18 protein-coding genes and 3 pseudogenes are annotated in these 18,273 nt (G+C 70.9%); 14 read left to right on the top strand and 7 right to left on the bottom strand.

Annotation, left to right across the window (positions count from 1 at the left end; all coding sequences use genetic code 11):
- Positions 1 to 49: 49 nt before the first annotated feature.
- From ACWEKM_RS04485 to ACWEKM_RS04465, 5 genes and pseudogenes are all read left to right on the top strand, one after another.
- Positions 50 to 1,066 carry a substrate-binding domain-containing protein gene (locus ACWEKM_RS04485; RefSeq protein WP_451619658.1) on the top strand — a complete coding sequence of 339 codons (1,017 nt, stop codon included), beginning with the start codon at positions 50 to 52 and terminating at the stop codon, positions 1,064 to 1,066.
- Complete coding sequence (locus ACWEKM_RS04480) at positions 1,066 to 2,145, top strand: ABC transporter permease (RefSeq protein WP_451619657.1); 1,080 nt, start codon at positions 1,066 to 1,068, stop codon at positions 2,143 to 2,145. Before ACWEKM_RS04485 ends, ACWEKM_RS04480 begins: the two co-directional genes overlap by 1 nt.
- A gap of 5 nt (positions 2,146 to 2,150) precedes the next feature.
- Entirely contained in the window at positions 2,151 to 3,059 is a 909-nt protein-coding gene (locus tag ACWEKM_RS04475) for an ATP-binding cassette domain-containing protein (RefSeq protein ID WP_451619656.1), read from the top strand.
- A gap of 1 nt (position 3,060) precedes the next feature.
- The gene (locus ACWEKM_RS04470) at positions 3,061 to 3,963 is read left to right on the top strand and encodes a sugar phosphate isomerase/epimerase family protein (RefSeq protein ID WP_451619655.1); all 903 of its coding nucleotides are present in this window, start codon (positions 3,061 to 3,063) and stop codon (positions 3,961 to 3,963) included.
- Positions 3,964 to 3,985: 22 nt separating this feature from the next.
- Positions 3,986 to 4,622: pseudogene (locus tag ACWEKM_RS04465) on the top strand (Gfo/Idh/MocA family protein); the annotation flags it as partial.
- On the opposite strand, the gene ACWEKM_RS04460 reads toward ACWEKM_RS04465, so the two are convergent.
- The 3 genes and pseudogenes from ACWEKM_RS04460 to ACWEKM_RS04450 all read right to left on the bottom strand — a co-directional run.
- Positions 4,555 to 4,941, bottom strand: coding sequence for a Gfo/Idh/MocA family oxidoreductase (locus tag ACWEKM_RS04460; RefSeq protein ID WP_451619654.1), 387 nt, complete (start codon positions 4,939 to 4,941; stop codon positions 4,555 to 4,557). The pseudogene ACWEKM_RS04465 and the gene ACWEKM_RS04460 overlap by 68 nt on opposite strands.
- A 30-nt stretch (positions 4,942 to 4,971) precedes the next feature.
- Positions 4,972 to 5,976 carry a Gfo/Idh/MocA family protein gene (locus tag ACWEKM_RS04455; RefSeq protein WP_451619653.1) on the bottom strand — a complete coding sequence of 335 codons (1,005 nt, stop codon included), beginning with the start codon at positions 5,974 to 5,976 and terminating at the stop codon, positions 4,972 to 4,974.
- Positions 5,977 to 6,091: 115 nt separating this feature from the next.
- A pseudogene (locus tag ACWEKM_RS04450) lies at positions 6,092 to 6,307 on the bottom strand (SDR family oxidoreductase); the annotation flags it as partial.
- A 119-nt stretch (positions 6,308 to 6,426) separates the two neighbouring features.
- Between ACWEKM_RS04450 and ACWEKM_RS04445 the strand changes: the two are divergent.
- Positions 6,427 to 6,786 carry a group II intron maturase-specific domain-containing protein gene (locus ACWEKM_RS04445; RefSeq protein WP_451619652.1) on the top strand — a complete coding sequence of 120 codons (360 nt, stop codon included), beginning with the start codon at positions 6,427 to 6,429 and terminating at the stop codon, positions 6,784 to 6,786.
- Positions 6,787 to 6,917: 131 nt separating this feature from the next.
- Here ACWEKM_RS04445 and ACWEKM_RS04440 read toward each other — a convergent pair whose 3' ends face one another.
- Genes ACWEKM_RS04440 through ACWEKM_RS04430 form a run of 3 tightly spaced genes read right to left on the bottom strand, consistent with a single transcriptional unit; the run spans position 6,918 to position 12,493 of the window.
- On the bottom strand, positions 6,918 to 9,818 hold the full coding sequence (locus ACWEKM_RS04440) for a hypothetical protein (protein ID WP_451619651.1): 2,901 nt from the start codon (positions 9,816 to 9,818) through the stop codon (positions 6,918 to 6,920).
- A 3-nt stretch (positions 9,819 to 9,821) separates the two neighbouring features.
- Positions 9,822 to 11,105, bottom strand: a complete 1,284-nt coding sequence (locus ACWEKM_RS04435) for a hypothetical protein (protein ID WP_451619650.1) — start codon at positions 11,103 to 11,105, stop codon at positions 9,822 to 9,824.
- The gene (locus ACWEKM_RS04430; protein WP_451619649.1) at positions 11,105 to 12,493 is read right to left on the bottom strand and encodes a hypothetical protein; all 1,389 of its coding nucleotides are present in this window, start codon (positions 12,491 to 12,493) and stop codon (positions 11,105 to 11,107) included. The genes ACWEKM_RS04435 and ACWEKM_RS04430 overlap by 1 nt, the downstream gene beginning before the upstream one ends.
- Positions 12,494 to 12,610: 117 nt before the next feature.
- On the opposite strand from ACWEKM_RS04430, the gene ACWEKM_RS04425 reads away from it, so the two are divergent.
- From ACWEKM_RS04425 to ACWEKM_RS04395, 7 genes and pseudogenes are all read left to right on the top strand, one after another.
- Positions 12,611 to 13,036 carry a hypothetical protein gene (locus tag ACWEKM_RS04425; protein WP_451619648.1) on the top strand — a complete coding sequence of 142 codons (426 nt, stop codon included), beginning with the start codon at positions 12,611 to 12,613 and terminating at the stop codon, positions 13,034 to 13,036.
- Positions 13,033 to 13,311, top strand: coding sequence for a hypothetical protein (locus tag ACWEKM_RS04420; protein ID WP_451619647.1), 279 nt, complete (start codon positions 13,033 to 13,035; stop codon positions 13,309 to 13,311). Before ACWEKM_RS04425 ends, ACWEKM_RS04420 begins: the two co-directional genes overlap by 4 nt.
- A gap of 1 nt (position 13,312) precedes the next feature.
- Positions 13,313 to 13,774, top strand: coding sequence for a hypothetical protein (locus tag ACWEKM_RS04415; RefSeq protein WP_451619646.1), 462 nt, complete (start codon positions 13,313 to 13,315; stop codon positions 13,772 to 13,774).
- Positions 13,774 to 14,631, top strand: a complete 858-nt coding sequence (locus ACWEKM_RS04410; protein ID WP_451619645.1) for a DUF3592 domain-containing protein — start codon at positions 13,774 to 13,776, stop codon at positions 14,629 to 14,631. The genes ACWEKM_RS04415 and ACWEKM_RS04410 overlap by 1 nt, the downstream gene beginning before the upstream one ends.
- 35 nt (positions 14,632 to 14,666) lie before the next feature.
- Positions 14,667 to 16,064: a hypothetical protein gene (locus ACWEKM_RS04405; protein WP_451619644.1), complete on the top strand. Its 1,398-nt coding sequence runs from the start codon at positions 14,667 to 14,669 to the stop codon at positions 16,062 to 16,064.
- Positions 16,065 to 16,073: 9 nt separating this feature from the next.
- A complete protein-coding gene (locus tag ACWEKM_RS04400; RefSeq protein WP_451619643.1) occupies positions 16,074 to 16,361 on the top strand; it encodes a hypothetical protein in 288 nt (95 codons plus the stop codon).
- A 736-nt stretch (positions 16,362 to 17,097) separates the two neighbouring features.
- Positions 17,098 to 17,388 (top strand): annotated as a pseudogene (locus tag ACWEKM_RS04395) (IS5/IS1182 family transposase); the annotation flags it as partial.
- Between the two features lies 1 nt (position 17,389).
- Here the strand turns inward: ACWEKM_RS04395 and ACWEKM_RS04390 are convergent.
- The gene (locus ACWEKM_RS04390; RefSeq protein WP_451619642.1) at positions 17,390 to 17,854 is read right to left on the bottom strand and encodes a flavoprotein; all 465 of its coding nucleotides are present in this window, start codon (positions 17,852 to 17,854) and stop codon (positions 17,390 to 17,392) included.
- On the opposite strand from ACWEKM_RS04390, the gene ACWEKM_RS04385 reads away from it, so the two are divergent.
- Positions 17,762 to 18,103 (top strand): molybdopterin cofactor-binding domain-containing protein, encoded by a 342-nt coding sequence (locus ACWEKM_RS04385; protein WP_451619641.1) that lies wholly within the window; start codon positions 17,762 to 17,764, stop codon positions 18,101 to 18,103. The genes ACWEKM_RS04390 and ACWEKM_RS04385 overlap by 93 nt on opposite strands.
- The last annotated feature ends 170 nt before the right edge of the window (positions 18,104 to 18,273 follow it).

Genomic DNA, 18,273 nt, shown 5'->3' with positions numbered 1-18,273 from the left:
ATCCCTTTCCCCCGTCACACACCCTGTCGCACAGTGAGGTGCTGGAAAGATGGACCGCTCTTACCCCCGCTCCCGCAAGCTGGTCCCCATGGCGGCCATGGCCGCCGCGGCCGCGTTGACTCTCGCAGGCTGCTCCAGCAGCTCCGGTGGAAAGAGGTCCGAGGAGGGCGGAGCGAACGCCTCCGCGGGCAAGGCCGACACGCCCCGGATGACGGTCGCCCTGGTGACGCATCAGTCGCCCGGCGATACGTTCTGGGACATCGCCCGCAAGGGCGCCGAGGCCGCCGCCGCCAAGGACAACATCAAGCTCATCTACTCCGCCGACCCGAACGCGGGCAACCAGGCCAACCTGGTGCAGAACGCGATCGACCAGAAGGTCGACGGCATCGCGATCACCCTCGCCAAGCCGGACGCGATGAAGGACGTCGTCGGCAAGGCGAGGGCGGCGAACATCCCGGTCGTCGGCCTCAATTCCGGTGTCAGCGAGTGGCAGAAGCTCGGTCTGAGGGAGTTTTTCGGCCAGGACGAGACGGTGGCCGGCGAGGCGCTCGGCAAGCGGCTGAACGAGGCCGGCGCCAAGAAGGCCGTCTGTGTCATCCATGAGCAGGGCAACGTCGGCCTCACTCAGCGCTGTGACGGGGTGAAGAAGACGTTCAAGGGCACGACCGAGACCCTGAACGTCAATGGCACGGACATGCCGTCCGTGCATTCCACGATCACCGCCAAACTCAAGGCGGACAGCCACATCGACTATGTCGTCGCCCTCGGCGCCCCGTTCGCGCTGACGGCCGCTCAGTCCGTTGATGAGGCGGGCAGCAAGGCGAAGGTCGCCACCTTCGACCTCAACAAGCAACTGACCAAAGCGATCAGCAGGGGCGACATCGAGTTCGCCGTCGACCAGCAGCCCTACCTCCAGGGCTACCTGGCGATCGACTCCCTGTGGCTCTACAAGAACAACGGCAACTACATGGGCGGCGGCGAGGCACCGGTACTGACCGGTCCGGCCTTCGTCGACAAGACGAACGTCGAGAAGATTGACGCGTTCGCCGCGAAGGGCACTCGGTGATGAGTATGAGCCAACAGGCTGAGCCTGCGGTGACCACACCGCCGGCCTCCGGCCCCGGCAAGGAATCCGACGGGCGGACCCGGCAGCGGCCCCTGGTCCTGCGCCTCCTCGCCCGTCCCGAGGTGGGTGTCTTCCTCGGTGCTGCAGCGGTACTGATCTTCTTCCTCATCATGGCCCCGGCCATGCGTGACGGCAGCTCGATGGCGAACATCCTGTACCAGTCGTCGACGATCGGCATCATGGCCCTCCCGGTCGCGCTGCTGATGATCGGCGGCGAGTTCGACCTGTCCGCCGGTGTCGCCGTGATCACCTCGGCCCTGACCGCGAGCATGGTCAGCTACCAGCTGACGATGAACGTCTGGGTCGGCGTGATCGTCGCCCTGATCGTGTCCCTCGCGATCGGTCTGCTCAACGGCTGGCTGCTGGTCAAGACCGGGCTGCCGAGCTTCCTGGTCACCCTCGGTACATTCCTGATCCTCCAAGGCGTGAACCTGGCGGTGACCAAGCTGATCACCGGCAATGTCGCCACCGACGACATCAGCGACATGGACGGCTTCGAGCAGGCCAAGGCGATCTTCGCCTCCTCCTTCGACGTCGGCGGCGTCCAAGTCAAGATCACCGTGGTGTGGTGGCTGGTCTTCGCGGCGCTGGCCACGTGGGTGCTGTTGCGTACCAAGTACGGCAACTGGATCTTCGCGGTCGGCGGCAACGAGCAGAGCGCACGCGCCGTCGGTGTGCCGGTGACGTTCACGAAGATCTCGCTGTTCATACTGGTCGCCTTCGGCGCCTGGTTCGTCGGTATGCACCAGCTGTTCTCGTTCAACACCGTGCAGTCGGGCGAGGGCGTCGGCCAGGAGCTGATCTACATCGCCGCGGCCGTGATCGGCGGCTGTCTGCTGACCGGTGGTGCCGGTTCCGCGATCGGTCCGGTCTTCGGTGCCTTCATGTTCGGCATGGTCCAGCAGGGCATCGTCTACGCCGGCTGGAACCCGGACTGGTTCAAGGCATTCCTCGGCGTGATGCTCCTCGGCGCCGTTCTCATCAATCTGTGGGTCCAGCGCACGGCGACCCGGAGGTGACCCGAATGACCAGCAAAGAAACCGGCACCCACGGCGCTGTCCTCCAGGACGAGGCCCCCGACAAGGACGCCCCGATCGTCGAACTGCGCGGCGCGGGCAAGACCTACGGCAACATCCACGCCCTGCACGGCGTCGACCTGAAGGTCTTCCCCAGCCAGGTCACCTGCGTCCTCGGCGACAACGGCGCCGGCAAGTCGACCCTTATCAAGATCATCTCGGGTCTGCATCAGCACACCGAGGGCGACTTCCTCGTCGACAACGCGCCGGTACGCTTCTCCACCCCGCGCGAGGCCCTCGACAAGGGCATCGCGACGGTCTACCAGGACCTCGCGGTGGTCCCCCTCATGCCGGTGTGGCGGAACTTCTTCCTCGGCTCCGAGATGACGAAGGGTCCCTGGCCCGTGCGCCGTCTCGACATCGAGAGGATGAAGAAGACCGCCGACGAAGAACTGCGCAACATGGGCATCGTCCTGGACAACCTCGAGCAGCCCATCGGCACCCTCTCCGGCGGCCAGCGCCAGTGCGTGGCCATCGCCCGCGCCGTCTACTTCGGCGCCCGCGTCCTCATCCTGGACGAGCCCACCGCCGCCCTCGGCGTCAAGCAGTCCGGCGTGGTCCTGAAATACATCGCCGCCGCCCGCGACCGCGGCCTCGGCGTCATCTTCATCACCCACAACCCCCACCACGCCTATATGGTCGGCGACCACTTCAGCGTCCTGTGCCTGGGCGCCATGGAACTGAACGCCTCCCGCGACGAGGTGAGCCTGGAAGAACTCACCAACCACATGGCCGGCGGCGCCGAACTCACCGCACTCAAGCACGAGTTGTCCCAGGTACGCGGCGTCGACGTCGAGGAACTCCCCGAGGAGTCCGACCTCACCGCACCCGTGGCCTCTTCGGAAGGGAAGTCCTGACATGGCCTCTGCGCTCGACCGTATCCGAGTCGGCTCGGCCCCCGACTCCTGGGGTGTCTGGTTCCCCGACGACCCCGTCCAGGTGCCCTGGCAACGGTTCCTCAACGAGGTCGCCGAGGCCGGCTACGACTGGATCGAACTGGGCCCGTACGGCTATCTGCCGACCGACCCGGCGCGCCTGACCGAAGAGATCGACAAGCGCCACCTCAAGGTCTCGGCCGGCACCGTCTTCACCGGCCTGCACCGCGGCCCCGCCGTCTGGGAGTCGACCTGGCAGCACGTCAGCGAGGTCGCCGCGCTCACCCAGGCCATGGGCGCCGAGCACCTGGTCGTCATCCCGTCCTTCTGGCGGGACGACAAGACCGCCGAGATCCTGGAGCCGCCGGAGCTCACCGCCGAGCAGTGGGCCCATCTGACCAAGGGCATGGAGCGGCTCGGGCACGAGGTGAAGGAGACGTTCGGCCTCGACATCGTCGTGCACCCGCACGCCGACACGCACATCGACACCGAGGCCCACGTCGAGCGCTTCCTCGACTCGACCGACTCCAACCTGGTCAGCCTCTGCCTGGACACCGGTCACTACACCTACTGCGGCGGTGACAGCGTCAAGCTGATCGAGACCTACGGCGAGCGCATCGGCTATCTGCACCTCAAGCAGGTGGACCCGGAGATCCTCGCGGACGTGGTGAAGAACGAGATCCCGTTCGGACCCGCGGTCCAGCGCGGCGTGATGTGCGAACCTCCGTCCGGTGTACCGGCGTTGGGGCCGATCCTGGAAGCCGTGCAGAAGCTGAACGTGGACCTGTTCGCCATCGTCGAGCAGGACATGTACCCCTGCGAGCCGGACAAGCCCATGCCCATCGCGGTCCGTACCCGCAAGTTCCTGAGGTCCTGCGGCGCCTGACGGCCCCGAAAGGAGTCGGTGACTGTGCGAGAAGCCGCTCACCCTGGACGCGGCCTCCGCGCTACGGGTCCTGGAGGCCGAGCAGAAGCTCGGCCGGCGCCGGGTCCAGGTGGGCTTCATGCGGCGCTACGACGCCGAGTACGTGTGGCTCAAGTCCCTTCTGGAGACGGGCCGGCTGGGCCGTCCCCTGATGCTGCACAACCGGCACCAATGTCGCCGGCCCGCCCGTCACGCACGAGATGGACGTGACCTGTCGGCTGCTCGGCCACGGGCTCACGGCCGTCACCGTGCTCGCCCCGACGCCGCCCGGGAACGCCCCGGACGGCCTCCGCGACCCGCGGTTCGTGGTCTTCGAGACGGACGGTGGCGCCATCGTCGACGTCGAGATCCACGTCAACTGCGGCGTCGGCGACCAGGTCCAGGCCGAGGTCGTCTGCGAATGCGGCACCCGCGTCGGCGACGGCCACGCCATGGTCACCAGCGCGGTCGGCCGCTGGGGCGGCATCATCGCCCAGGACTGCATCGAACGCTTCGCCGACGCCTGCGACCGCGAGGTCCGGGCATGGGTGGACGCCATCCGACGCGGCGAGGTCACCGGCCCCAGCGTCTGGGATGGCTACGCCGTGGCCGCGGTGTGCGAGGCGGGCGTACGGGCACTGTCGCGGCCGCATCCCTCACCTCGGCCGCCTCCTCGGCGTTGCTCGCCGACAGCTTCTCCGACAGGACGTGCTTGCCGACCGCGAGCGCGGCGAGGTTCCACGGCCCGTGCAGACCGTTGGCGAGCGGGTTGTGGACGGCCTCGACCTCGCAGTCGGCGAGCAGGTAGGCGTAGGAGCCCACCACCCGTTCCGCGTCGTGCTCGTCGGTGAACACCGCGGCGCGGGACCGGTCGCGGGCGGCCACCGCCACGAGGCGGTGGCCGGTCGTCCGGACCCGACCCCCGGGCGAGAACTCGGTGATGCGTGCCGCGCCCAGCACGCCGACGCAGCGGTTCCCGGCCCGAGTCGTTCATCCCTGCCGTACCTCCTCGATCGTCACCGGACGATGCTCGTGCAGCGACAGTGTGCACGCCTCCGCGATCCAGCCCGCCTCCAGAGCGTCCTCGATGGTGCACGGGGAGGGCCGGATGCCGGCCACGACCTCGGTGAACGCGGTGAGTTCGGCGCGGTAGGCCGCGGTGAAGCGGTCCATGAAGAAGTCGTGCGGGGTGCCCGCCGGGAATGTCACACCGGGCTCGACCGAACGCAGCGGCAGCTTGTCCTCGAGGCCGACCGCGATGGAGTCCGTGAAGCCGTGGATCTCCATGCGGACGTCGTAACCCCGGGCGTTGTGGCGGGAGTTGGACACCACCGCGATGGTTGCGTCGTCCAGGGTGAGGATCGCGCCGGTGGTGTCGGCGTCGCCCGCCTCCTTGATGAAGTCGGCACCCTTGTTGCCGCCGACGGCGTACACCTCGCTCACCTCGCGCCCGGTCACCCAGCGGATGATGTCGAAGTCGTGCACCGAGCAGTCCCGGAAGATGCCCCCGGAGGCGGCGATGTACGCGGCCGGCGGCGGCGCCGGGTCCAGCGTGGTCGAGCGCACGGTGTGCAGCTTGCCCAGTTCGCCGCCCTGCACGGCGGCGCGGGCGTTGACGAACCCGGTGTCGAAGCGGCGGTTGTAGCCGATCTGGATCGGCACGGCCGAGCCCCGGACGGCCTTCAGCACCTCGACGCCTTCGCTCATGGTCCTGGCGACAGGCTTCTCGCAGAAGAGGGGGATGCCGGCCTCGACGCCGGCCAGGATCAGCGTGGGGTGGGCGTCGGTCGCGGCGGCGACGACGATGCCGTCCACGCCGGCCGACAGCAGGGCCTCCGGCGAGTCCACGACCTCCGCGCCGAACCGCTCCGCGGCAGTCCTGGCGGCGTCCGCGAACGGGTCGGTGAGGACGAGGGAGTCGACCGCGTCGAGTCCGGAGAGGGTCTCGGCGTGGAAGGCGCCGATGCGGCCGAGGCCGAGGATTCCGATACGCATGGGGTGTTGCTCCTTGAGATGGGGTACTGCCGCGCCCCTGGGGCGCGGGGAACTGCGCGACCAGCCACACCGCTGCCGCAGACGACGACCGACACAGCGTGGCACATCCCTGGCCGAGTCCTCCGAGTACGTTCTGGTCCCAGTCGGTCACGGAACCCGCGACCACCCCGGATCGCTCCGACAACAGGAACACCACGCAGTCGGCGATCTCATCGGGCCGGCCGAGCTTGCCCATCGGCGGTTTCGCGGCGGCCTCCTCCCGCCAGTCGTCCCCGGCGCCGTGGCAGGTCTTCCGCGTCGCGTCCTCGCCCTCGGTGGCCGTCCAGCCGAACCCGGGCGCCCGGCTCGGGATGCGTCTGCATCCCGAGAAGTCCGGGTTCACCTGCCTCAGTTGGGCGGGCGAGGTTTCGATTTCCTCGGTTTCCACCATCGGAAAGTCGAGTCGTGGAGATGGCGGGGCAAGTTCTACTTGCAGCGCCGGCCCTCGGTCAGAGCGATGCGGGTGCTGCGGGACAAAGTCCGCGCGGCCACCGGACGCTCCAAGACGAACGGCCAGTATCCGCCGTGGTCGCCGACCTCAACCCCGTGCTGCGGGGCTGGGGTGCTTACTTCCGCAACGGGAACTCCGGGCGGAAGTTCAACGCGGTCGACGGCTACGTCTGCGAGCGGCTGGCAATCCTCGCCAGCCGGAAACACGGACTGCGGGGCCGGAACTGGACCACCCGGTTCACCTACGGATGGATCACCCGGCTCGGGGTCTACCGACTCACCGGAACCGTACGCAGGGCGGCAGCGCATGCAAGTCGGTGAACGATGTCGAAAGCCGTATGCGGGAGAACGGCACGTACGGTTTGAAGCGGCGGGGACTGGAAACGGAGCGACAGCCACCGCGCCAGTCCCCGACCCTGCTCAGCCCGCCGGCACCGCGCAGCATGTGCACTTCACACGACGATGCAGGTCATGGCCGCCCACAGCAGGGGTGAGTGCTCGGTCCGGCCGTCGGCGCGCCAGCGGTCGAGCTGCTTGCGCTGCCAGCGGCCGAGCCGCTGCACGGGGTCAGGGTCCTCGTGGGCGGTGTCGACGGCGATGATCGCCTCCGACAGCGGGCGCACGGACTCGGCCAGGCCGGCCAGCCGGTGGAACGCGAAGCTGGTCGGCAGCACCCAGCGGGTGGCGGTGACCAGTTCGGCACCGTTGTGGATCATTGCCGTGGCCAGGCCGAACGACTCGGCGAACCGCAGATCGCCACCGCTCTCGCAGCCGATCAGGGCGACCCGCGGCGGTGCGGGCCAGATCCGCGCCCCCGGCTCACCGTCAGCCCGCAGGGGCAGCGTGCCCAGCAGGAGGTCCTTGGCCGACAGCGGCCGATGTGTGCGGACCGCCTCGGCCAGGCCGAGGGTCTCCGGACCGCAGGACAGATGCAGCGTGCCGTCCTCGCTCTGCCCGCCCTCGACCGGTGTGCCGCTCACATGCCCGACGTACATCAGTCGGCGTGCCCCCTTGCGGAGCACGCCGCTGAGCCAGTCCCGGTCCAGGTCGGTGCGGCGGAACGCCTCCGCCGGGGTGGTGGGGGACGGCTCTACGGCGCCTGCGTCGAGGTGGCGCTGGACCAGTGAGAGCAGTTCCGGATCCGAGCCGGGCGGCCCCAGGACCGAGCCGAGCGGGGAGTCGGCGCGGAATCCGGGCACCCGGGGGTCGAGGACGAGCACGACCGGGCCGGTGTCCCGCGCCGGACCTTCAGGAGTGCGCTGCACCGCGCTCTGCCGTCGCAACGACGTCGGCGCGGTGGTCACCACGTCCGCCAGCTCGATGAGCCGGGTGCCGGCGTCGTCGACGGCCAGCAGCTCCCAGGGGACTTGAGCGACCCGCGGCGACGGCTGGATGCGGACCAGCGGGCGACCCGCGCGCTCCGACACCTGGCGGATCTGCGCGGTCAGCCCATCCGGCCATAGCGCCTCGGCCAGCGTCCGCGCGAGCTGCCGCTCGGTGCGGAGATCGGCCAGCGCGCCCGACTCGAACGCCCGCCGCATCCCCGCCGTTCCCTCGCCCGAGCCGGGGAGCGCCTCGGTCAACTCACCTACCGCACGGTCGACGTCGGCGGCGGGGCCGTGTCCGGTGCCGAACCCCTGGGCGCCGCCGGCCCACGTCCAGGTCATGAACAGGTCGCCCGCGTCGGCCAGCCGGATCTGGACCACGGGGCGGGCGGTCAGCTCGTCGGTGATCCAGAACGGCACCTCCTCCTCGTCCACGATCCGCCGGCGATAGCGGAACTCGGCCGCCGCGATGAACTCCTGGAGCGCGACCCGGCCGGACTCCGCCGACATCCGCACCTTCGGCGGCGGCGCGACCCGCAGCCCGGCGGAGGCGGCGGCCTCGGCGGCCACACCCCCGAGGGCCACCGGCCCGCCGTCGCCGTACGCCTTCATGCCCGCGTCCGGGAAGACCGACGGCCCGTCGTGCCCGTCGTCGGAGCCCGGCCCTGGACCCAGTGCCAGCGCGGCGCCCGCGCACCGGTGTTCCACCAGCTCGAACAGAAGCCCCTGGTCCTGGCGGCGCACGGCGAGACGGAACGCCAACTGCATGGCCCTGTCCGCCAGTCGCAGCCACTGGGTGCGGGCGTGGGCGGTGACGAAGTCGTGGCGTGCCGCGGCCAGCGCCAGGGCGGCGGGCAGGGCGAGGGAGAGCGCCGTGTCGATGGACCGTGTCTCGTGCGGGCCGTGGTTCGTCCGGTTCAGGTTGTCCTCAAGGGTGCCCGCGAGCATGAGGTCGACCTGGGCGCACCGCTCGTGGATGTCCCGTGCCTGGTAGACGTCACGGGCCTCCTGGGCCAGCCGTTTCATCTCCTCGATGTCGCCCCGCTCGTACGCATGCTGGGCGCTCAGCAGCATGGTGTCGGCGGCGGCCACCGACGCGCCGAGCCGCTCGAACCGGCCCAGGCTCGCCGCCGCGAGGTCGTGCGCCCCGGCGGTGTCGCCGCGCAGACCGGCTAGATGGCTACGGGCCTGCTCGCAGACCGCCAGATCACCGAACCGCCGCTGCTCCTCGAAGTGCGCGGACGCTTCGGTGAACAGCCGCTCCGCGAGGACGAGTTCACCGCGTTCCATGGCCAGGGACGCCCGGTGTGCGAGCAGCGTTTGCTGCTCTCCGGTGTCGCCCAGCGCCCGGAAGCCGTCGTCGGCGCGGGCGAAGTGGTCCTCGGCCAGGTCGTACCGCCCGGTCGTGGCGCAGATCGTGCCGAGCGCGGTCAGCAGCCGCGGTATGGTCTCCGCCGCCGTCGCCGCGGTGATGGACAGCAGGAGCGTGGCCTGTTCCTCGGCCGCTCCCCACTCGCCCCGGTTCATCAGCAACAGGACCCGGTTCAGGCCGAGTTCGGCGGCGCGCAGCCCGTCGGGGTCGGTGAACTCGGGGAACAGGGCCGCCGCTTCGTCCAGGCAGGCCATCGACTCGTCCAGCCGCCCCGTCCTGCTCAGCAGGTCGGACCTGGCGATGAGTGTCTTCAGTACGGTTTCCAGCCACAGTTGACGGCCCCGCGGACCCATCTGCGCCGACGCGACGCCGTCGAGCAGGGCCCGGGACCGCTCGACCGCGTCCTCCGCTGCGGGCAGGTCCGAGGCGGTGAGGAAGACACTGGCGAGGTCGCACAGCAGGTGCGCGCGCAGGAACTGTACGTCGGGCGAGTCCTCGATGGACTCGGCCAGGGCGAGCATCTCGCCGTAGACGGCGCACGCGGCCGCGAAGTCGGCGGCCATGTGGTGCTCGTGGGCCAGGGCGAAGCCCCTGTCGAACGGTTCCCCGTACAGTTGCGCCGCCCCCTGGACCGCTGACTCGTTCTCGTCCGGCATCCCTCAGTAGTCCTCACTCGTGGCGGTGGCGGCGAGGGTCTCGGCGAGGAAGGGCGCTGAGACGGTGTGGTACGCGTCGTCGGATGTCAGGGGCTGCGCCGCGGCGGCCAGCCGGCGTCGGGCCAGGGCGCGGATCGCGTCACGGTCGGCGCGGCCCCCGGGACCGGCGCCCGGGTCGAAACCGGGCAGCAGGACTCCGACTTCGACATGGGGCGGTGTCGTCGCCGGCAGATCGAGATGAGGGCTCAGGTCGAGATCCGCCCGGCCGGTCCACACGTCGTCCCGTCTGGCGAGGGGCACCCGGCTCGGCGGGCCGCCGTTCACCTGGACCTCCGCGACGAGCCGCGCACCCGCGACGCAGGCCGTGACGTGCGCGACGACCTCGACCTCGATCTGACGGCGCGCACCGAGCGCGCGGGCGGTCCAGGAGACCGAGTCCTCGGCGGCGTCGACGAACCCCGGCGGGTAGCGGCGCCAGTCGTTCGTCCCCGAGCCCCGGGCGACGATCCGACCGCCGGACACGGGTGCGTCGCCTGCCGTGAGGGCGTAGCCGTCCCGCCGAGCGAACAGCGCGCCCACGTCGACGGGCGTACGTACGGGGCCCCGCTCCAGGGCCGAGCGGAGTTCGCGCAGGGCCGGCCCGTCCAGCCCGGCGCCGTCCGCCGCGTCGTCGATCAGCCGCAGGACGTTCTCCAAGTGGCGTCCCGTGTCCGCCGGTTGTGGTGCCGAGAGCCACCACTGGATCAGCGGGCCGAGTCCGGCCCGGTGCTCTTCGATGAGTTCGGGCACGCAGTCGTCGGGCTGGTCACCGAAGTCGTCGAACAACTGCTGGCACCAGTGGGTGAGCGCCGCCGACTCCAGGCCGAGCACATCCGGTTCGAGCACCGGAATGCCGTCGGTGTACGACGTCGGCCACCACCGGGCCGCCCAGTGCGCGAACCCGAGCCGGGCGGCAGCGCCCGCGAGAGCGCCGAGGTCCGCCGGCACGGGGCTCACCTCGCCTCCCCCTGCCGCGCACGCGTGGACCGCGGCAGCGGTAGGCTCGCCGTAGACCGCCCACAGCCATTGCAGCGCCCGTTCCACGTCCTGGACTTCCGCCATCGGCGGCCTCGGCTCCCCGAGGACGGGCCAGACCAGCACGGCGCCCGCGACGTCGAGAACGGAGCGCGCGAAGTCGGGGCCCGCGGCGTCCACGTCGTCATGGGTGAAGACAGGGCTGCCGGCGGCGACCCGGATCGTGCCGTCCGCGCCTTGCGCGACGTGGATGAGCGACCCGTTCCCTGCCATCACGCCCTCCTCGGCTCGGCCGTGTCCACGGCGGTCGCTGCCGACAGGGTGCGCAGCGCCGATCGGACCCTGGCACGGTGGTCCATCATCACCGAGCGGGCGACCCCGTCGAGCACCGCCCAGAGCGAGGCGAGGTCCCCCAGGGGCGCGTCGCGGACGTCCCGCCCGTGCAGCCGTACCCACAGCCGCCGCATATAGGCGGCCCATGGGGTGCGCAGATCCTGGGCGAGGGCGTCCAGGACGCCGCCGCTGTCGCCGTCCGGGCCGGGGCGGGGAGAAACGGTCATCCTGCGGGCGCGCAGGACCGATGCCTCGCGTCGCCAGCGGCTGTTGACGGCCCGGTGCGCCGCGGTGCGCCCCAGCGCGGATTCCCCGGTGCCCAGCGGATCGAGGCCGACCGCGAGCCGCCCGCCGAGGACGACGGCGACGCGTAGGCTCTCGTCGCGCAGGCCGAGCGGAGCGCAACTGCGGCCGACCTCCCGCTGAACGAGATCCGGCACGGTCGGCAGCTCCTCGCGCCGGGACGACGACTGCAGCACGACGAAGAGCCGCTCGAAGATCGTGCGGTCGAGCGGCGCGGGAAGCGTGGCGGTGGAGGCGGCGCGCCCGACCTCCGGACGCGGCGGCGCCAGACGCGCGGTCAGCCCCAGATGCGCCAGCAGCTCCGCGGCGCCCCAGACCTCGCCGGCATGCGCCCACAGCGCCCGGCCGAACAGCCCTCCGTGCCCCGCCTCGACCATGGCCGTGTACTCCGGCGAGTTCCCCGCCGACCCCATAGGCCCCGCCGCACCGCACGATTCGAGCACCTCGCCCGCCAGCGCGACCGCCACACCGACGTCGGCGGCGACCGGATGCCGGCCCGCCCACGCGACGGCCAGCTCCCCGTCGAGCCTGGCCCGCCGCGCGGCGTCCGCCAGATGGCCTTTCAGCGCTTCGACGGTACGTCCGCCGCCCGCGTCCGCCACGCCCTCCACCACGCCCCTCGCCACGGCGTCCGCACCGACGGAAGGCGCCCCGTACTCGGTCGCCAGCTCGAAACACCGCTGGAAGTACAGATCCTGGGGGTGACCCGCCACGATCCCCAGCGCCCGGCGGGTCTTCTTGAGCAGTGTGAACCACTGAGCCGTCGCCCGAAGACGCGCACCGGACTCCTGGATCAGCGCGTCGAGGCGCGCGGCCTGCGCCGGTTCGAGGAAATCCGCCGCCAGTTCGGGACACAGCGACGGCCTGACGATCAACGGCAGCACGATCAGCTTGACCGTCCGGGTCAACGGCGCCCCGCCGGGCCCGCTCAGCGACTCCAGCCCCGGCCCGAGTCCACGCCAGGCACGGTCGATGACCAGGGCACGAGATCGGCATGCATCGGTCGGCTGGCTCGGCGGCGGCATGCGGCGAGCGTACGTCGTCCGGGAACGGGCGGGCGAACCTGGGATCGGTAGGAGGTTCGGGCCGCCTAGCGTCCGCACCGTGCACCGCACATGACATCACCACAAGGAGAAGCGGTCATGGGAATCTTCAGCAAGCGCGGCAAGAACCGCGAGGTGCGGGCCGCCGAGATCGCCGACCAGGTGGCCGACGGCAAGGGGTTCTACGGGCGTGCCACGCGCGCGTTCCTCGGCAAGGAGGACTTCGCCAAGGTCCAGCAGACGATCGGCGCGTACAGGTCCGGCCAGGACGTCCAGCAACTGCTCGCCACGGGAGCGCCCACCGTACCCGCCGTCGTCGTGTCGATCGGCAACACCGGCCGGCTGGTCAACTTCGACCCGGTCGTCGACCTGGTTCTCCAGCCGTCCGGAGCGACCGACCGGATCACCCTCCGGACCGTCGTCTCCAAACTGCGCATCCCCCGCACCGGCGACCAGGTCCTGCTGATCGCCGACCCCTCGCGGCCGGGCGGCTACCTCTACGCCGGGGACGGCGTCGCCCCGTGACGTCGCCGATCTTCCACGAAGCGCCGGCGAGCGACTCCGTCCTGCTCTCCTTCGACGGCCGGGTGCTGGAGGTGTTCGGTTACGTCGACGACGCCCGCTATCACCTCTGGGAGCGGCCTCGGCTCGAGTTCCGCCCCGGCCGAAGCCGCAGAGCGTCGATCGTCACCAGGCACGGCAGACGCCACACCATCCCGTACGACGCACACCTGCTCCCCGGCCTGCAAGCCCTCGCGGCCCGGCTGGCGAAGAGCGTGGCCGAGGCTCCGGAATCCTGACATGGCGGACGACGGGGACGGGCTCCGGTGGACGCAGGTGTCGCGGGTCGGCCCGTGGGGCGCCGCCTCCGCGTACGGCAGCGCGGCGGTGATGTGCCTGTGCGGCCCGGTCATGCTCGGCTCGGCCGTCCTCGGCGCCGCGGACCTCATGGTCATGGGCGTCGTCTTCACGGTGGTCTTCCTTCCCCTGGGCCTGGCGTTCTGGGGCAACACGACCGTCGAGCGGGCGCACACCCGACGGCTCGACGCCGTGGGGATTCCCGCCACCGCGGAGATCACCGAGCTGAGCCGTTGGGACGACGGAGACGACGTCGGCGTCACCGTGGGCCTGCGGGTCAGCGGGCCGGGAATCGCGACCTTCGAGACGACCTGGCGGCGTTCCTACCACGCCGCCCTGCACGTGGGTCTGCGCCTCTCGGCCGTCGTGGACCCGCACAACGGCAGCTTCCGCGTGGAGATCTGATGAGGGGTCACGAGATGCTGGAGTTCTGGTGGGCGATACCCGCCGGGCTGGCGCTGCTCGGCTACGGGCGCTCGCTCGCCGGGGTGACCCGGGCCCAGCGAGCGGTACGGGTGAAGGCGCGGGTCGTGGCAGTGGAGCAGCCGGCCCACGGCGCTTCCAGGAAGCCCGGGATACCGGTGAAGCTCACGTTCCAGGACCCGGGCACGGGCCGGGAGTTCACCTTGTCGAACGCCGGCAGGCACGGCGACGCGATCGAGGAGGCATGGGTGGGCCGGGAGGTCGAGGTGCGCTACCCGCCCGGGCAGCCTCTACGGTTCGCCGTTGTGCTGGGCGGCGCGGGGGAGCGGACCGGGCGCGAGGGGCCCGACTGCGCGGTCATGCTGCTCCTCATCGGGCTGGTGATCCACGCGACCGTCCGCTGGGGCTGGCCATGGGCGCTGCTCGGCTTCGGCACGCTGCTGGCGGCTGCCGCGGTGAGGAGCCCCGACATCCGCATGGTGCGTGCCCGCAACGCCCTGCTGGCCTCGGCCGTAGCCGTCCCGGCCCGGGTGGTGGCGGTCACCCGGGACGTCTACAGCGACGACGAGTCCGGCGGCGACATCGTCGTCCATGCCCCGGTCGTCGCCTTCACCACCCACGAGGGCGCCCGGGTCACCGTTCTGTCCGGCGGGGGTATCCCCGATCCGGGCCGGTCCCTCCACCGTGCCCTCACCATCCACTACGCCCCCGCCGACCCGGCCGTCTACACCCCCGACCCCGCGGCCGACCGCCGTTCGGGAGCGATGAACATCGCCTTCGTCGTCGCCCTCCTGCTGGCCGGGACAGCGGGGGCAGTGGTCGGCGCGGTCATGTTGTGACACCCCGGAAGGGGATAAGGAGCGGAAGAGGAGCAATGCGCAGCCATATAGGTGTGTTCATCGAGAATCTCGTGTTCACGGCGCTCTGCTTGTCGACGGGCCTGGTCTTCCTCGTCCTCGGGGGCGCCGCCTGGCATGACGGCGCGAGCTGGGGCTGGGCAGTGTCCGCATTCGGCGCGGCCGTCACCGTCATGATCCCTGTCCTGGCTCTCCGCTCGACGCGCGCCGAGTTCCCTCGGATCACGGGCGGGGACCGCGTGCGGGCCGGGAGCGGCTCGTTAGGGGACGACACCTTCGTGATGTGGGCGCCACGGTCCGAACCGGGCCCGGTGGGCGCGCGGTTGGTGCGGGCCGACGTCCTGGAGGCGTCCTCGGTGCGGTACGACCCGGACGGGGAGGCGACGTTCACGACGTACGTGGGCGACTACACGCCCGCCGAGTTCACGCCGCTGGTCAGGCTGAGGCTGCGGGTGCACGCCGCGGAGGAGGCAGAAGGGGCTGTGGGGCTCTCCGGGTTCGAGATCACGGACGAGTGGCGGGTCCCGGCCCTGTGCCTGTCGGCGATCACGGCGGGCCGACTGGCCGTCCTCACAGACGGCCTTGGCAAGGTCACCGTCCTGTGGCCGGGCAGCGTCCTGCTCGCGGGTACGAGGACCTGCCGGTTGATCGACCACGACGGTCGGCTGATCGACGTGACGCTGCGCACCGGGCATCTGCTGGAACAGATGCGGCTCTCGCTTGCGGTCGGCGGCGTCGAGATGGCGGGGGACACGATCGACCTCCGGCGCCTGGACGCGGAGACAGCAGCACGGTTCCGCGTACTGGCCGACCGGGCCCGCGCCTTCCCCGAGGACCGGGCCCCGGTGACCGAGCCGGGCGAGGAGGCCCGTCTGCTGCAGGCTCAACTCCCGGGTGATGAGGGAGGGTTCGGCTCGGCCGGCCGACGGTGGTCGCAGCGCGGTGGGCATCTGGTGTGTGCCCGGTTCCTGGAGATGCGCGGCAGGACCACGTTCCAGTACTGCGGTCCGGTGCTGGACACGGTACTGCGCGTCCAACCGGCGGACGGTACAGCCCCGTTCGACGCCACCCGGCGGCTGACGGTGCCGATGAACTATCTGGCGGTCCTGCACCACACCAGGGAGGCGGTCCTCCGCGTCAGCCCGAACGGCAGGTCCCTCGTCGTCGACTGGAACCGCACCAACCTCCTCGCGGGCGTCAGCACGGCCAAGGTCATCGCCCCCGACGGCCGGGAGATCCCGGTGCCGCGCCGCTCCGACGCTCTCTGGCCCCTGATGAACCTGCTGGCATCCCACGCCGTCTCGAACCCGACCCCCGTCCTGGACCTCCGCGCACACCGGATGCGGGCGGTGGCGGGGGCGGTCATGGAAGTGGTGCGCGACAGGGGCCTGGCACCGACTGATCACCGTGCATAGGGTTCCCCCATGAACGACGAGATCACGGCCACGGTCGGTCACCAGGTGTACTCGTTCGACGGTCGGATACTGGAGATCTTCGGCAACTACCCCAAACGCTTCCACATCCGTCACATGCACCTGCGCATCACCGGCCCCGACCGGAAGGGGAAGCGGACCGTGGAGATCGACGCCCCGGGGACGCACAGCACCTGGCACTACACGGCCGCGGAGTGGGAGCAGGCGCCCGGCCTGGCCGCGCTGCTGGAAGCGGTACAAGCGGGCATCGACTCCGCGCCGGGGCAGAGACCCGGGTGACGGCTACTCGGGCAGCGGCCGGTCCTGGGCCCTACCGCGTGCCGGCGGACACCCACACCCTGGCCGGGCCCGGCAAGAGCGATCCGCCGCTCACCGTGCGACGGACCCTGGGCCACTCCACCGCGAACGCCGCCGTCCGGCAAGCCACCCGGGACAACCGTCTGGCCAAGGCCACCGAGGACCTGAACAAGCTCACCGCTGCGGCCGGCGGACGCCACTGCAAGACCCGGGAGAAGACCATCGCCCGGATCGGTGGCATCGCTGCCAAGCGCCGTGTCACTTCTTGTCTGCGCTGGACCGTCACCGAGAACGAGGACGGAACCCCCGGTTCTGGCCTGGCACTTCGACACCGGCGCGCTGAAGGCCGAAGCTGCTGTCGATGGCCGGTACGCACTGCTGATGTCCGTCCCCGCCGACCGTGCGGACGCCGGGTGGGCCCTGATCCACTACAAGGGCCAAGGCGTGGTCGGGCGCCGCTCCCACGGCTCAAGGGCCCGCTCGCGGTCGCACCGCTCTTCGTGCAGCACAACCGGCGCGCGACACGAGCATTACTGATTTCGGCTCGTCAGGGTGCCGTTGTTGTGCCGAGGGGCAGACCGGTGCCGACTATGAAGCCGTCGAAGGTGTCACATGGGTGTCCGCCGGTCCCGCACCCTTGTGTATAGGCGGGCCGCGAGAGCGTACCGGCGGCGGACGGGGCGCCTGGCGGTGCCGTATGAGCACCGGGAGCTGACGCCGAACGGACACTCCGCGCCGTGCGCCGCTGGGCGTCTTCAAGCAGGCGGTGCCCGTGCCGTGCTGGTTCGTCGACGGCACCCGGCTGGGCCGACTCGCCCGGGACAACGGCATCTCCGTGCCGACCGCCTACCGCTACCTGCATGAGGGGCTGACCGCCCTGGCCGACCACGCACCCGATCTGTCCACTGCTCTTGAGCGGGCGGTGGCCGCCAGGTACACCCGCCTCAACCTCGACGGCACCGTCATCCGCACCGACCGTGTAGCCGCCGCCGACCCCGACAAGGCCGACCCTAGTCGAATGCTGAGTTGCCGGACGATCGCCGGTGGATGGCCGAGCACCGGTACCGCGCGGTGATGCAGGTATTCGATGGGGTTCCGCTTTCGGATGCGGCTCGACCAGAGCGGTGCCTCCGCTTCGAGCCAGCCGCCGCGTCGCCTCCAACGGCCGCCGCAAGGGTGAGAGAACGGGGGCGGCCGGCGCGGGCGGTGGCGGGGCCCTCCCAGCGGACCACGCGCTCGCTGTCGGGACCGAGCTGGTCCAGTATGCGGGTGACGATGTGGTCGATCATGCCGTCCACGCTTGCGGGGCGGTTGTGGAAGGTCGGCATGGGAGGTAGCAGCGTGACGCCGATCCTGGACAGGGCCAGCATGTTCTCAGCTGGATGGTCGGCAGGGGGAGTCTCGCGTACGACCAGGACCAGCCTCCGCCGCTCCTTCAGATGGACGTCGGCAGCGGTCTGCGGACCTGGCCGCATGTGACCGTAGCGGCGCTGGCCGCCCGCGAGACGGGCCGTCCGGCGAAGGTCGTACTGAGCCGCGGACAGCAGTACTTCGGGACGGGCTTTCGGCCTGCGTACAAGTACCAGGTGCAGTTGGGCAGCGACAGCAACGGCCGCGTGAGCGCGATGACCCGGGTGAACGGCGCCGACATGGCGAGCACCACCGTTCGGCGTGGATGGGGGCGACGGCCCGGGCCTACATCGCTTTTGCCGTCAGCGCGGTAGCGCCTGCGAGTTGACCCTCACCCGACGGTGCGGGACCACCCTCTGGCCGTACTCCGTGGTCGTACACGGTGACGGGTATCTGCCCGGCAGTTCGTTGTCCCCGCCCGGCTCCGCCTCCGCCACACCGCGGCCGAGAGCCTGCCGGTGTCACCCGCGGACAGGCGCCGGAG

Source organism: Streptomyces sp. NPDC004752 (assembly GCF_053601275.1).
The sequence above is the reverse complement of the archived record's forward strand: the minus strand, read 5'-3'. Positions and strand labels throughout refer to the sequence as shown.

Excerpts from the sequence above, each read along its gene's own strand:
- ACWEKM_RS04470 (WP_451619655.1), top strand. The coding sequence starts at position 3,061 with ATGGCCTCTGCGCTCGACCGTATCCGAGTCGGCTCGGCCCCCGACTCC.
- ACWEKM_RS04455 (WP_451619653.1), bottom strand. The coding sequence starts at position 5,976 with ATGCGTATCGGAATCCTCGGCCTCGGCCGCATCGGCGCCTTCCACGCC.
- ACWEKM_RS04405 (WP_451619644.1), top strand. The coding sequence starts at position 14,667 with ATGCGCAGCCATATAGGTGTGTTCATCGAGAATCTCGTGTTCACGGCG.
- ACWEKM_RS04410 (WP_451619645.1), top strand. The coding sequence starts at position 13,774 with ATGAGGGGTCACGAGATGCTGGAGTTCTGGTGGGCGATACCCGCCGGG.
- ACWEKM_RS04440 (WP_451619651.1), bottom strand. The coding sequence starts at position 9,818 with ATGCCGGACGAGAACGAGTCAGCGGTCCAGGGGGCGGCGCAACTGTAC.
- ACWEKM_RS04390 (WP_451619642.1), bottom strand. The coding sequence starts at position 17,854 with ATGCGGCCAGGTCCGCAGACCGCTGCCGACGTCCATCTGAAGGAGCGG.
- ACWEKM_RS04385 (WP_451619641.1), top strand. The coding sequence starts at position 17,762 with ATGGTCGGCAGGGGGAGTCTCGCGTACGACCAGGACCAGCCTCCGCCG.
- ACWEKM_RS04415 (WP_451619646.1), top strand. The coding sequence starts at position 13,313 with ATGGCGGACGACGGGGACGGGCTCCGGTGGACGCAGGTGTCGCGGGTC.
- ACWEKM_RS04475 (WP_451619656.1), top strand. The coding sequence starts at position 2,151 with ATGACCAGCAAAGAAACCGGCACCCACGGCGCTGTCCTCCAGGACGAG.
- ACWEKM_RS04425 (WP_451619648.1), top strand. The coding sequence starts at position 12,611 with ATGGGAATCTTCAGCAAGCGCGGCAAGAACCGCGAGGTGCGGGCCGCC.
- ACWEKM_RS04400 (WP_451619643.1), top strand. The coding sequence starts at position 16,074 with ATGAACGACGAGATCACGGCCACGGTCGGTCACCAGGTGTACTCGTTC.
- ACWEKM_RS04480 (WP_451619657.1), top strand. The coding sequence starts at position 1,066 with ATGAGTATGAGCCAACAGGCTGAGCCTGCGGTGACCACACCGCCGGCC.
- ACWEKM_RS04435 (WP_451619650.1), bottom strand. The coding sequence starts at position 11,105 with ATGGCAGGGAACGGGTCGCTCATCCACGTCGCGCAAGGCGCGGACGGC.
- ACWEKM_RS04445 (WP_451619652.1), top strand. The coding sequence starts at position 6,427 with ATGGCGGGGCAAGTTCTACTTGCAGCGCCGGCCCTCGGTCAGAGCGAT.
- ACWEKM_RS04430 (WP_451619649.1), bottom strand. The coding sequence starts at position 12,493 with ATGCCGCCGCCGAGCCAGCCGACCGATGCATGCCGATCTCGTGCCCTG.
- ACWEKM_RS04485 (WP_451619658.1), top strand. The coding sequence starts at position 50 with ATGGACCGCTCTTACCCCCGCTCCCGCAAGCTGGTCCCCATGGCGGCC.